Genomic DNA, 13,040 nt, shown 5'->3' with positions numbered 1-13,040 from the left:
TCCTCTCGTGTGCGGGGTGGGTGGGCTTCCGGGCCCTGGCTCAGGTCTCGTCGGAGTGGGTGCCGGCGCCGACGGGGGTTCTGCTGGCGGCCAGCCAGGTGCGGGCGGGGCCGGCCCGTGTTGCCGTGTCCACGGTGAGGTGGAGGCGGGTGTCGCCGTCGAGACCGGGGTAGCTGCGCTGTTCCGCGCCGGCGAAGCAGTGTCGAAGCGCCTCCGCGACGGCTCGGGCGGCTTCGGGGGTGTGTGCGATGATCCGTATCTCGGCGTGTGCGAGCGACGGCGGTATCTGGGTCTCGATGTACTTCACGTCGGCGTGTTCCCTTCGGAGTGGGCGGAGAAGAGTCGGCGGGTGGGCGCGGGCGCCCACCCGCTGGGCACGGTCGAGCTGCCGAGTGGGAGCACGCTTTCCTTCAGGTACCTGGACGCGGTCATTACTGGTTCAACGACGAGGGCGCCGGCGACCAGGACGGCCCCAACAGCCGGCTGCACACCTGATGAACCCAGCGGCGTGACCTGGCGGCCCGCGCTGTTGGCCGCCGACTCGTGCCCCGACGCTCCCAAGTCGGGACGCGTGTGACAGCCCCTGATTCCGTGCCCGGTGTCAGGGGCCGTCGTTGCTCAGCTGGGGCTACTGCGAATCCAGACCAACGCCACCATGGGGCCGGTATGTTGCCCCATGGCTGACTTCTTGGTCGTGATCATGGCCGGGGATCAGGACGCCGCTTGGAAGCTGTCGCGCTCAGCGGTCCCCTCCGGTCAGGTAGGGCAGCGCTCACCACCAGGCGCCGGCGGACAGCGGTCCGACCGGTAGCCTGGCGAGGGAGCCGATGTCGGATGTGCGCGCCCCACCTTCGCTCTCCCAGGCGTCTTCCCTGTTCCGGAGGTCGGGCCTTCGGCCGATGACGGCTTCGGCGGCGATCAGCGCGCGGGGGGTCAGGACGCTGCCGGGGACGGCAGCGGCGGCCATCAGTCGGGCCGCGGCGGCGGGTGTGGTCTGGGGTGGGACGACGAGGAGGTCCCAGCGGCCGACGGTGTAGGAGAGCAGGATCAGCTTGTCGGCGTCCTGTTCGGTGAACCAGCCCACGTGCACGGTGTGCCCGGCCACGGGGACCTTGGGTGGGACGACGGGCCAGCGGGTGGGGTTCACGGTGACGCGGGTGATGCGTCCCCAGGGTTCTGCCAAGGCGGCGACGAGAGCAGGAAGTTCGGCCGCGAGGTCACGGGAGCGGGGCCACCAGGCGCCGTCCAGCTGCCCGGCGAGGGTGGTCTTCGGCGTGAGCACGAGGCGAGCGGGGCGAGGCGGCTTGGATGACGCGGCAGGTGCGGTGCGTTCCAGGGTGACGGTCATGGTGGAGACCTGTCCCCGGGCCGCTCGCAGTTCGACGGCCCGGCGTATTGATCGCCGGAAATGACACCTGAGTTGCATCCGATGCGCGAAATACTCCCGGTACTTTCAGCCTACTCCGGTGTGGAGATCAAAAGGGGTTCTGACCAGGTATTTCCGTTGAGGCCAAGGATTTGTGCTCCGGCAGTCTGAGCGATGCGTCGAGGATGCCGCCGGATAGGGTGACCACGCCGTGGTGGACATCGACCCGCACCCTGTGCTGTGCGAGGGGGAACAGTCGGCCGACAACCTCGCGCCGTATCTCGTCGGCGAGTTCACTGTCCGGGCGTAGGAACACCTTGAGTAGATCGCTGCGGCTGACGATGCCCTGGAGGGTGCCGGCCGGGTCGACGACCAGGAGTCGTTTGATGTGCCGTTCCGCCATGAGCCGGGCCGCCCGGGCCAGTGTGGTGTCGGGCCGAACGGTGACGGCGGGGGTCGTCATCAGGTCTTTGGCCAGGGTCGAGCCTGCCTTCAGCGTGTCACCCAGCCGCCGCATCCGCTCTATGAGATCGGGGTCGTGATCGCGGAACTCCGCTTTCGGAAGCAGATCGGCTTCCGAGACCACACCGATGACCTCGCTGGTGCCCTCGCCCTCGATATGTCGCGGACGGGATGCGGGCTGGAGGTCATGGCGTGGTCCTCGATGAGAGAGCGAAAGGTTCCCCGTGTTGCCCCGGAGTTCGGCGGCCGTCCTCCGGTGAGGGAGACCTCGCCATCCACCATCACATGTCCTCGGCAGGGTCGGACGGGCCTGTCAGGCCCGTGTACGGGACCGTCCGGCCCTGTCCGGGAACCGAGCGGCGGGGACAGCATGAAGTGACCTTTGCCGAACGGAGCACGGGAGACATGGAGAGGTGGAGTCATGAAGGCACTCGTCTTCCAGGGGCCGGGGCGTACCGCGTGGCAGGAGGTGCCGGATCCGAGCATCAAGGACCCCGCCGACGTGATAGTGCGCGTCGATGCCGTGACCATCTGCGGTATGGACCTGCACATCGTCAAGGGTGATCTGCCGGAGGTGGTTCCGGGGCGCGTGCTCGGGCACGAGGCCGTGGGCACGGTGGTGGAGAGCGGCGGTGACGTCCGCTCGGTGCGGCCCGGCGACCGGGTGCTGGTTTCCTGCATATCCTCGTGCGGCCGGTGCCGTTTCTGCCGTGAGAGCCGCTACGGACAGTGCCGCGGGGGAGGCGGCTGGGTGCTCGGCCACACGATCGACGGAACCCAGGCCGAATACGTCCGCGTGCCGTTCGCCGATCTCTCCGTGCACCTGCTGCCGAGCACGGTCGACAGTGCCGACGCCGTCCTGCTGGCGGACATCTTCCCTACCTCCTGCGGTCGTGAATGCCGCCGAGGAACCGGAAATGCTCGTGGGCGACCTGACCGACGGTCTCGGTGCGGACGTCGTCATGGAGGCCGTCGGCATGCCCGAGGCCTTCGAAATGTGTACCCGCATGGTCCGCCCGGGCGGCCGGGTCGCGAACATCGGCGTCCACGGCGAGCCCGCGACCCTGCATCTCGAGGACCTGTGGATCAAGGACGTCACCATCACCACCGGGCTCGTGGACAGCTCCTCCACGCCGATGCTGTTGCGCATGCTGGCGGCCGGCAGGCTGCCGACCTCGCCGCTCATCACCCATCGTTTCGAGCTGGGACGGATGGAAGAGGCGTACGAGGTGTTCTCGCACGCTGGTGAGACGAACGCGCTGAAGGTCGTGCTGGGCGGCCCGCGCCACGACGACCTGGCCGTATCGAACCCGTCGCGCGTCCAGAAAGCGTGACGGCACCAGCGCTGATGTGAGGGCCGGTCGGCCCCCTCCTCTGGGCCCGTCGGCCCTGCCAAGTCAACGTCCCACGGGAGGACTCTGGAGTGCGGACCCCTTCCGGTTCCGCTCCCGAGAGGTGATCCGCCATGCCTCGCATCCAGATCTCGGCACCTCGGCCTCGGCCGCACCGCCCCCTGCCCCTCGACCTGCGCACCCCGTCGGGGCGCGTCCTGCCGTACTGAGAAAGCAGTAGGGAGGCAGGCCCATGAGCGCACAGCGGATGGGCGTCGAGGCCCGTCGGATCGGCGCCGAGCTCGCGGCGACCCACTGAGCGCGCCGCACCGCAGTCGGCACCGCCGCGCGGAGGATGCCCTCCACGCGGCGGTACCAACTGTCGGTTACACGGCCTTGGCTGCTCCGTTGGGCAGGGGAGGGGTGGGGATCTTCGCGGCGAGCTCCGCGACGGGCGGTGCCTGGACGGTGGCGGCCACGGTGGCGGCGGAGGTCTTGCGGGCGAGGAAGGTGCCGAGTTCGCCGATGGTGCTCATGAGCGGTGCGGGGAAGACCACGGTGGTGTTCTTGTCGACACCGATCTCCACGAGGCTCTGCAGGTTGCGCAGTTGGAGGGCGAGGGGGTGGGCCATCATGGTGTCGGAGGCGTCTCCGAGTGCGGCGGAGGCCAACGATTCGCCCTCCGCGTTGATGATCTTGGCCCTCTTCTCCCGTTCGGCCTCGGCCTGGCGGGCCATCGCGCGCTTCATGCTGTCGGGCAGCTGGATGTCCTTCAGTTCGACCAGAGTGACCTCGACGCCCCATTCGGCGGTGGTGACATCGAGGATCTCCCGGATACCGAGATTGATGCGGTCGGTCTTCGACAGGGTTTCGTCGAGGGTGTGCTGCCCGACGACCTTGCGCAGGGTGGTCTGTGCGATCTGGTTGATGGCCGCGCCCACGTTCTCGATCGCGATGACCGACTTCACGGCGTCGACGACGCGGAAGTAGGCGACCGCGGAGACGTCGACGCTGACGTTGTCGCGGGTGATGATGCCCTGGGACTGGATGGGCATGGTGACGATCCGCAGGGACACCCTGTGCAGGACGTCCGCGAACGGCACGATGACCCTCAGGCCCGGCGCACGGGTCCCGGTGAGCCGGCCGAAGCGGAACAGTACGCCCTGCTCGTACTGCTTGACGATCTTGAGGGTCATCGGCAGCGCTATCAGGGCAGGGATGGCCAGAGCGATCAGCGCGAAGATCAGGACTTCCATGAAGGTGCACCTCACGAAGTGCGGTGGCGGAGCAAGGGGATGACCCGGGTCCGTCCGCAGGGCTCCACACCTCTGCGATCGGGGCGGCGAGCCTGCCTCCTTCCATGCTCGCGCGGTCGAGTGGGGCGGGCAGGGGTCGAACGGTCCACACCCGGGATCAGCGGGGTGCATCCTCGGCGCCGCGGTCCAGTGGAGCGGTGCGGATGCGGGTGCGGGCGTCGTCGGAGTGCGCCGTGAGCCTGTCGATGACCGCCACCACACCGTCCAACTGTCCGGCGAGCCGGAGCGCGACGGGAATCTGGCTGCTCTCGGGCAGCCGGCCGGCCAGGGTGACGACCCCGTCCGCGACGCGCACGCTCACGGCGTCGGCGCCGATGCCCATCGTGTCCGCCAGCACGTCCTCGACCAGCACGCGGCGTATCTCGTGGTCAGGGCGGAGGAACACGCGCAGCAGGTCCCGGCGGGTCACGATGCCGACCAGCCGGTCCTCGTCGTCGATCACCGGCAGGCGCGTCACACCGCGTCGGGTGATGAGGCGGGCGGCCTCGGTGACGGTCTGTTCGGCGTGGATCGTGACGGCCGGTGTGGTCATCAACTCCTTTGCGGTGAGGTGGTCTTGGACGAGCAGATCGCTCCTCGAAACGACCCCGAGGACGCGATCGTCCGCGTCCACGACCGGCACTCCGCTGATGTCGTGCTCGACGAGCAGCGCGGCCACGTCCGTGGACGGGGTCAGCCCGAGGACCGAGACGACCTCGTCGGTCATCAGGAAGCCGACCTTGGCGTGCTTCATCTGCGGCCCTCCTGTCGGCTTCGGCCGGTGAGCGCATCTTGCGGAGCGCCCTCACCAGCCACCATCCGCCCCGTACGCCCGCAGTGCGAGGGGCCGAACGGTCCTCCCTCAGGCCTGACAGGTCCCTGTGGTGCACTGCCGGTGAGGCGGCGCGTGGCGGGCAAGGGACCTTCGGTCCCTTGACTGACCCTTGCGGCCCGTTCCTCGCGCGGGCCCGGGTGGCAGGGTGAAGGCATCCCCGACGCTGTTCGACAGAGGAGGAAGCCATGGAAGGCTCCACCCAACACCGTCCGGACCTCGGCTCGGTCGTCGTCGGTGTCGACGGATCGAGCACTGCACTGACAGCGGCCTTCTGGGCCGCCGCCGAAGCGTCGCGGCGCAGCAGCACCCTTCACATCTTCTACGCGGGCGACACCGCCGACCGGATCTTCTACCTCTCGGCTCAGATCATCGAACGCGTCCACGCGGAGGGCCGCGATCTGCTGGAGGTCACGGCCGCCGCGGTCTCGGAGCGGTTCCCCGGCCTCCACGTCACCACGGAGTACAGCCGCAGGGACCCCGTCTTCGGTCTGCACCGAGTGGGGGCGAAGTACGGCACCACCGTGGTAGGTCACCGAGGTCTGGGTGGGTTCGAGGCCCTGCGGCTCGGTTCGGTCGGTCTGAGGGTCGTGGCAGCCGCGACGACCCCCGTCATCGTGGTACGAGGCGGCGAGGACCTTGCCGAGAGCGGGGTGGTGCTGGCGGCGGTCCGGGACGAGTACGACCTCGAATCGGCACGACGCGCCGCCCGCGAAGCGGAGCTGCGCAAGGCAACGCTGCGGCTGCTGACCGTGTGGAACATACTCCAGTACGCCGGAACCGCCGTCACCATGCTCGATGACGTCGACGAGCTCGCCGGCCGCCATGTCCGGAGTCTGAAGTCCGTGGCCGACCGGGTACGCGAGGAGTTTCCCGCGGTGACGGTGAACACCGTTGCGGAGAAGAGCGTCTCGGTGGCTTCGGTCCTGGTCGAGGCGTCACGTCACGCTGACCTGTTCGTCATGGGAGGCCGGAGATCACCCGGATACTTCGGACCCACCCTGGGACGTACCACCCACAGTCTCCTGCACCACTCGCACTGCCCCGTGGAGCTCATTCCGCGGCGCGACGAGGAGCAGGGGAGCGACGCGTCATGACGGACATCGCGGAAGGAAGGGACATCATGGTGGGGATCGACCCCACCGGAAGGTGGCTCCTGCCCCTCGCCTGGGCTGCCGACGAGGCACACCGTCGCAATGTACGGCTCCGACTCGTCCTGGCCGTGCCCTCGCCCCACGACACCGAGCACATGGTCGACGACACCGCTCAGCACGATGCCGTACGCCAAGCCAGCTCGGAGGCTCTCGAAGAGGCCGCGGTCTGGGCGCGTGAGCGCCACTCCGGGACGGAACTGGCAACCGTGCTGCGCGACGGATACCCGGCACCAGTGCTCTGCGGCACGTCTAGACATGCGCGCATGGTCGTCCTCGGCTCGCGGCACCTGACCCGGCCCGAGGAGATCTTCAGCGGTTGCTCCGTCGTGCTGCCCGTCACGGCGCAGGCGGACTGCCGGGTCGTCGTGGTGGGAGGCTCCGAGGGCGTTGTCACGGGTCCGCCCCGTCTTGTCGTCGGAGTCGACGGCAGCGAAGCGTCCAAGAAGGCCACGGCCGTGGCCTTCCAGGAGGCCAGCCTGCGGGGCTGCGAGCTGCACGCGATCTCGGTGTGGCAGCCACCCGTCTTCTCCTTCCAGAACGAGACGGCGGCTGTGGGGGCCCAGCGCCGCATGCTCACCGAGACGGCCGCAGGCTGGGTGCAGGAGTACCCGGACGTGAAGCTCACCCACGAGGTGCTGACCGGGCACCCGGTGGAGTGCCTCGCCATGGCAGCTGATCACGCCTTGGCCTTGGTCGTGGGCCGACGGGGCAGGGGCGGCTACACGGGCATCCGGCTCGGATCGGTCGTCCACGGGCTGCTGCACCGTGCGCACTGCCCGGTCGTCACCGTCCCGGGCAAATGAACGGACCCCAAGCCCCTCGCTCAGGGGCAACAGCCTGACCGGATTCGCCACGGCTCGACGCCCCTCATCTCCCACGCAAGGCTTCGGAAATGACCGGCCTGTGGGAAGGGGGACTAGGCTGAAGGCCGGGCTGGTGCGCAGAGCCCCTCGATACTGGCGGAGGTGCCCATGGTCGGGGATGATCGCGAAGCGCCGACGAGCCGGATTCCGCAGCCGAGGCTTGACGCGCTCCAGGCAGAGGTCAACGACGCGCGGGATACCCGGGACCGGCTGACAGGCCTGTTGGAAGCGGTCATGTCGCTGGGGCAGGAGCTGGACCTGGCCCAGGTGCTGCGGGGCATCGTGGAGGCCGCGGTCGTCCTGGTGGACGCGGAGTACGGGGCACTGGGCGTGGTGGGAGCCGACGAGAAGCTCGCGGAGTTCCTCCCGGTGGGCATCAGCGACCAGCTCCGGGCGCGGATCGGAGCCCTACCCGCCGGGCATGGACTGCTGGGCGAGCTGATCAGGCACCCGCGGCCGCTGCGCCTGGGAGACCTCTCGGAGCACCCGGCCTCCGCCGGCTTTCCGGAACACCATCCGCCGATGCGTTCCTTCCTCGGTGTACCGATACGGGCCCGGGGTGAGGTGTTCGGCAATCTCTACCTGACGGAGAAGCGGGGCGGGAAGGGCTTCGACGCGGAGGACGAGGGGGTCCTGTCCACACTCGCGGTCGCTGCCGGTGTCGCTGTGGACAACGCCCGCTTGTACGAAGAGGTCCGCCTTCGGGAGCGCTGGCTGGAGGCCGGCTCGGACTTCACGAACGCGTTGCTGTCCGGCTCCTCCGAGATCGAGGTACTGGAAGGCATGCTCGAGCGCGCCCGCGACATCATCTCGGCCGAGATGTGTGTCTTCTACCAGTCGGGGCCCAGCGGCGAGCTGCGCGGCTCCCTGGCCTTGGGCGCGGGTGCCGAAGCGCACCGCGGGATCGTGCTGCCCGGCGGCGAGGGGATACTCGCCGCACTCACCCTGGCCCCGGACGGACTGATCACCTTGGCCGATGTGGCCACCGACGCCCGGATCGCGGCGCAGCCGGACGCATGGACGGGCTTCGGCCCGGCCGTGGCCGTCACGGTGGGCACCAGGGCGAAGCTGCGCGGCGTGCTGATGCTGGCGAGGCGTACTGGCCGGCGGGCCTTCGCCGGGGCCGAGGTGGCGCCCCTGCCCGGCTTCGCGGGACAGGCCGCCCTGGCCCTGGAGCTCGCGGACCGGCGCCGGGACAGCGAGCAGGTGAGCTTGCTGGAAGACCGTGACCGGATCGCCCGCGACCTGCACGATCTCGCGATCCAGCGGCTCTTCGCGACGGGCATGACGTTGCAAAGCGCCCAGCGCTTCGTGGAGCACCCCGAGGCGTCCGAGCGGCTGAGCCGGGCGATCGACGACCTGGACGAGACGATCAAGATCATCCGTACAACCATCTTCGGACTGCGCGACCACGAGGCGGCGGGCAGCAGTCCGAGGCTCCGGGCCCGCACGGTGCGCGCCGTGGGCGCGGCGGCGGCGGTACTGGGCTTCGCTCCCGCCCTGCGTATGGAGGGTCTGATCGACACGGATGTACCGGTGCCGGTCGCCGACGACGTGGTGGCGGTGCTGGGGGAGGCTCTGACCAACGTGGCCCGGCACGCGCGGGCGGCGCGGGTGGAGGTCGGGATCGTCCTGGCGGACGGCGTGCTGGCCGTGACGGTGAGTGACGACGGGGTGGGTCTCGCGGACGGTGGCCGTCGGAGTGGTCTGCGCAACCTCGCGGAGCGCGCCGAGGCCCGCGGGGGCAAGCTGTCCGTCTCGCCGCATTCCGGCAGTTGCGGAACGCGTCTGGACTGGCGGATCCCGCTGGGCCCCACCAGGTGAGCGCGGGTCTCAGCGGCCGGTCTCGTCGTGTTCGCGGACCTCGGCGGCGATGACGGCGGCCTGCACACGGCGTTCGACGCCCAGTTTGGCGAGCAGTCGCGAGATGTGGTTCTTGACCGTCTTCTCGGACAGGAAGAGCCGTTTGCCGACCTGACGGTTGGTGAGTCCTTCGCCGATGAGTTCGAGTACGGCGCGCTCGCGCTCGGAGAGGACCGTCAGCCGCTCGTCCCCGGGCGGTTTCCCGGCGGCCGGATCCCGGAGTGAACTCATCAGGCGCGCGGTGGTCGCGGGGTCGAGCATCGACTGGCCCGTCGCCACCGTCCGGATGGCGGTGAGCAGGTCCGAGCCCTTGATCTGTTTCAGGACGTACCCGGCCGCTCCGGCCATGATGGCGTCGAGGAGGGCCTCCTCATCGTCGAAGGACGTCAGCATGAGGCAGGCGAGGTCCGGCATGCGTGAGCGGAGTTCGCGGCAGACGGTGATGCCGTCGCTGTCGGGCAGCCGTACGTCGAGCACCGCCACGTCCGGCCGCAGGGCGGGCCCCCTGGCCAGGGCCTGTGCGGCCGTTCCCGCCTCGCCCACCACCTCGATGTCGGGCTCGGAGTCCAGCAGATCGTGCAAGCCGCGCCGGACGACCTCGTGGTCGTCGAGGAGGAACACCCGGATGGGGTCCTGGGCGGCAGCTGGTGCATCGGACATCCACGCCACACTCTCGGGTCGGGATACGTCTCGGGTCTATTGTCTCAGATGTGGGTTCCGCTGCCGTGGGGTGCGTACAGGTCGAGGAGCCGGACGTGGGCGGAGACGAGCCGGTGGGCGAGCACCTGGCCCACCCACTGCCACATCGCGGAGGCGAGGGCGGGGTCGGTGTCCATCAGCTCGCGCACGGCGGCGGCGTCGAACTCGTCGGTGCGCACCGGCGTCATGGCCTCGGCGCCGAAGTGCCAGGTGTAGGGGCGGAACAGCCAGGACCAGCCGACGAGCTCGCCGGGGCCGACGGTCTCGACCACCGCGGCCTGCCGGCCGGGTACGTGCACGTCCATGCCGACGTTCCCCGACCGGATGACCCAGAAGTGGCTGGTGTGCCCGCCCTGGTTGTACATGCGCGTGCCGGCGGGGAAGTCCGCCTCGTGGGCGAGGGCCAGCAGGCTGCCACGGTGTTCCGGGGAGAGGGCGTGGTCGAAGCGGTTGGGGGAGGAGGTGAGCCGGTGGGGGGAGGAGGTGCTCATGGCGTTTCTCCGTTCGGGTCCACCTTCACACTCCGTCGGCGGCGGCCTGCCCGGAAAGGGCCGATCGGTACCCTCTCCGACCCGGGCGGCCCACCCGTGCCAGCTCGGGCGGGCTGATCAGTAAGGCCAGGACCAGTCGGCGACCTCAGGGAGATCGGTGCCGTGGGAGCGGATCCAGTCGTGGTGGCGGATCCGCTGGTCGCACATGCTCCGGCGCAGGCCTTCGGCGCGGCCGGCGAGGCCGGGGACGCGGTCGATGACGTCCATGACGAGCCGGTACCGGTCGAGGTCGTTGCGCACGACCATGTCGAAGGGGGTGGTGGTGGTGCCGGACTCCCTGTAGCCGCGCACGTGCAGGTTCGGATGGCCGGTCCGGCGGTAGGCGAGGCGGTGGATCAGCCACGGATAGCCGTGGTACGCGAAGACCACCGGCTTGTCGGTGGTGAAGAGCGCGTCGTACTCGGGGTCCGTCATGCCGTGCGGGTGCTCGGACCGCGGCATGAGTCGGGCGATGTCGACGACGTTGACCACGCGCACGGCCAGCTCCGGGAGGTGCTGACGCAGCAGGGCCGCGGCTGCGAGGACCTCCAGGGTCGGCACGTCCCCAGCGCAGGCCAGTACGACGTCGGGTGCGCGGGTCCCGTCGTCGGTCCCGGCCCACGCCCAGACTCCGGCGCCCCGTGCGACGTGTGCCCGTGCCGCGTCCATGGCCAGCCAGTCGTGGCAGGGCTGCTTGCCCGCGACGATCACGTTGACCCGGTCGCGGCTGCGCAGGGCGTGATCGGCCACGGCGAGGAGGGTGTTGGCGTCCGGCGGCAGGTAGACCCGTACGACCTCGGGGCTCTTGTTGAGGACGTGGTCGACGAAGCCGGGGTCCTGGTGGGAGAAGCCGTTGCTGTCCTGGCGCCAGACGTGCGAGGTGAGCAGGTAGTTGAGGGAGGCGATGGGTGCGCGCCAGCTCAGCTCGCGGGCGTTCTTGAGCCATTTGATGTGCTGACCGACCATGGAGTCCACGATGTGGGCGAAGGCCTCGTAGGTGGAGAACAGTCCGTGGCGGCCCGTGAGGAGGTACCCCTCCAGCCAGCCCTGGCACACGTGCTCGGAGAGGATCTCCATGACCCGGCCGTCGCGGGAGAGGTGCTGGTCGGTGGGTTCCGTCATGCCCTGCCAGGCCTTGCCCGTCACCGCGTACAGGTCGTCGAGATGGTTGCTCGCCGTTTCGTCCGGTCCTACGACCCGGAAGTCCCGCCGTCCCGCCGTGGCCGCCATGACCTGCGCGAGGTAGCGGCCGAGCACGCGGGTGGGCTCGTGCAGGGTGCTTCCGGGCTTCTCCACGGGGACGGCCCACGCGTCGAGCCCGGGCAGGGGGAGCGAGCGCAGCAGCCGGCCGCCGTTGGCGTACGGGCTCGCGCCCAGGCGCCGCTCGCCTTCCGGTACGCAGGCCAGTACGGCGGACACCGGACGGCCGTCGCCGGCGAAGAGCTCCTCGGGCCGGTAGGAGCGCATCCACCTTTCCAGCTGCCGCAGGTGTTCGGGGTTCTCGCGGACTTCGGCGAGCGGCACCTGGTGGGCGCGCCAGGTGCCCTCGACGGGTTGCCCGTCGACGACGGCGGGACCCGTCCAGCCCTTGGGGGTCCTCAGGACGATCATCGGCCAGCGTGCGCGCTCGGCGCCCGGATCCGTGCCTGCGGCCCGTGCTTCGCTCTGGATGGTGTGGATGCGGTCGAGGGCCTGGTCCATGGCTCCGGCCATGGCCGGGTGGACGAGTGCGGGGTCGCTGCCGGAGACGTAGAGGGGCTCGTGCCCGTAGCCGCGCAGCAGCGCGTCGAGTTCGGCCTCGGGGATCCGTGACAGCACGGTCGGGTTGGCGATCTTGTATCCGTTGAGGTGGAGGATCGGTAGGACGGCGCCGTCGTGGACCGGGTCCAGGAACTTGTTGGAGTGCCAGGAAGCGGCCAGCGGTCCCGTCTCCGCCTCGCCGTCACCGATGACGCAGGCGACGAGCAGGCTGGGATGGTCGAAGGCGGCCCCGTAGGCGTGGGCCAGTGAGTAGCCGAGCTCGCCGCCCTCGTGGACGGAGCCCGGCGTCTCGGGCGCCACGTGGCTCGGCACGCCGCCGGGGAAGGAGAACTGGCGGAACAGCTTGCGCATCCCTTCCGTGTCGCGGCCGAGGTCCGGGTAGGTCTCGGTGTACGTGCCCTCCAGCCAGGAGTTTGCGAGGACCGCCGCCCCGCCGTGGCCGGGTCCCCAGACGCACAGGGCCTCCAGCGAACGCTCCTTGATCACCCGGTTCAGGTGGGTGTGGACGAGGTTCAGGCCGGGTGCGGTGCCCCAGTGGCCGAGCAGGCGAGGCTTGATGTGCTCCGGCCGCAACGGCTCGGCGAGCAGCGGGTTGTCCAGGAGGTAGATCTGGCCGGCGGTCAGATAGTTCGCGGCACGCCAATGCGCGTCCAGCTCAGTGATCCGGTACGTGGTCGTCATGAGTGCTCCGTAAGTTGTTAGGCGGCCCGAGAGGGCCGGGTGTGGCTGATGAGGCTCTGCCTTCAGTGGCTTCGAAGGAGTGGCCGCCCGGCTCTCTTGGGCGCCCTGGCTGCTGATTGAGATGTGCGCTTCGGTCGCTGATTACGGAGATGACAGCGGGGTGTCCCTCGGGCCGACGGCAAGCCGTGCGGAACGAGGAGGGG

General features: G+C 69.8%; 11 protein-coding genes and 1 pseudogene. 4 read left to right on the top strand and 8 right to left on the bottom strand.

What is annotated here, in order from left to right; genetic code table 11:
- Positions 1-40 precede the first annotated feature (40 nt).
- From OG435_RS07405 to OG435_RS07395, 3 genes are all read right to left on the bottom strand, one after another.
- Positions 41-307 (bottom strand): hypothetical protein, encoded by a 267-nt coding sequence (locus OG435_RS07405; RefSeq protein WP_266876023.1) that lies wholly within the window; start codon positions 305-307, stop codon positions 41-43.
- 465 nt (positions 308-772) lie between these two features.
- Positions 773-1,348, bottom strand: a complete 576-nt coding sequence (locus OG435_RS07400; RefSeq protein WP_266876022.1) for a DUF5994 family protein — start codon at positions 1,346-1,348, stop codon at positions 773-775.
- Between the two features lie 127 nt (positions 1,349-1,475).
- A complete protein-coding gene (locus OG435_RS07395) occupies positions 1,476-1,952 on the bottom strand; it encodes a CBS domain-containing protein (protein WP_323187795.1) in 477 nt (158 codons plus the stop codon).
- A 297-nt stretch (positions 1,953-2,249) separates the two neighbouring features.
- On the opposite strand from OG435_RS07395, the pseudogene OG435_RS07390 reads away from it, so the two are divergent.
- A pseudogene (locus OG435_RS07390) lies at positions 2,250-3,162 on the top strand (alcohol dehydrogenase catalytic domain-containing protein).
- 383 nt (positions 3,163-3,545) lie between these two features.
- On the opposite strand, the gene OG435_RS07385 reads toward OG435_RS07390, so the two are convergent.
- Both OG435_RS07385 and OG435_RS07380 read right to left on the bottom strand, forming a co-directional pair.
- On the bottom strand, positions 3,546-4,415 hold the full coding sequence (locus OG435_RS07385; RefSeq protein ID WP_266876021.1) for a slipin family protein: 870 nt from the start codon (positions 4,413-4,415) through the stop codon (positions 3,546-3,548).
- Positions 4,416-4,572: 157 nt separating this feature from the next.
- Positions 4,573-5,208, bottom strand: coding sequence for a CBS domain-containing protein (locus tag OG435_RS07380; protein WP_266876020.1), 636 nt, complete (start codon positions 5,206-5,208; stop codon positions 4,573-4,575).
- Positions 5,209-5,474: 266 nt separating this feature from the next.
- Between OG435_RS07380 and OG435_RS07375 the strand changes: the two genes are divergently transcribed.
- From OG435_RS07375 to OG435_RS07365, 3 genes are all read left to right on the top strand, one after another.
- Positions 5,475-6,383, top strand: a complete 909-nt coding sequence (locus OG435_RS07375) for a universal stress protein (protein ID WP_266876019.1) — start codon at positions 5,475-5,477, stop codon at positions 6,381-6,383.
- Entirely contained in the window at positions 6,380-7,243 is an 864-nt protein-coding gene (locus OG435_RS07370) for a universal stress protein (protein ID WP_266876018.1), read from the top strand. The genes OG435_RS07375 and OG435_RS07370 overlap by 4 nt, the downstream gene beginning before the upstream one ends.
- A gap of 168 nt (positions 7,244-7,411) precedes the next feature.
- Positions 7,412-9,127 carry a sensor histidine kinase gene (locus OG435_RS07365; protein WP_266876017.1) on the top strand — a complete coding sequence of 572 codons (1,716 nt, stop codon included), beginning with the start codon at positions 7,412-7,414 and terminating at the stop codon, positions 9,125-9,127.
- A 9-nt stretch (positions 9,128-9,136) separates the two neighbouring features.
- Here OG435_RS07365 and OG435_RS07360 read toward each other — a convergent pair whose 3' ends face one another.
- The 3 genes from OG435_RS07360 to OG435_RS07350 form a co-directional block, all read right to left on the bottom strand.
- Positions 9,137-9,826 (bottom strand): response regulator, encoded by a 690-nt coding sequence (locus OG435_RS07360; protein ID WP_266876016.1) that lies wholly within the window; start codon positions 9,824-9,826, stop codon positions 9,137-9,139.
- Positions 9,827-9,870: 44 nt separating this feature from the next.
- The gene (locus tag OG435_RS07355) at positions 9,871-10,356 is read right to left on the bottom strand and encodes a Crp/Fnr family transcriptional regulator (protein ID WP_266876015.1); all 486 of its coding nucleotides are present in this window, start codon (positions 10,354-10,356) and stop codon (positions 9,871-9,873) included.
- 117 nt (positions 10,357-10,473) lie between these two features.
- The gene (locus tag OG435_RS07350) at positions 10,474-12,837 is read right to left on the bottom strand and encodes a phosphoketolase family protein (RefSeq protein ID WP_266876014.1); all 2,364 of its coding nucleotides are present in this window, start codon (positions 12,835-12,837) and stop codon (positions 10,474-10,476) included.
- Between the last annotated feature and the right edge of the window lie 203 nt (positions 12,838-13,040).

Source organism: Streptomyces sp. NBC_01264, from assembly GCF_026340675.1.
GTDB lineage: Bacteria > Actinomycetota > Actinomycetes > Streptomycetales > Streptomycetaceae > Streptomyces.
This window is presented reverse-complemented; position numbering and strand designations above follow the sequence as displayed.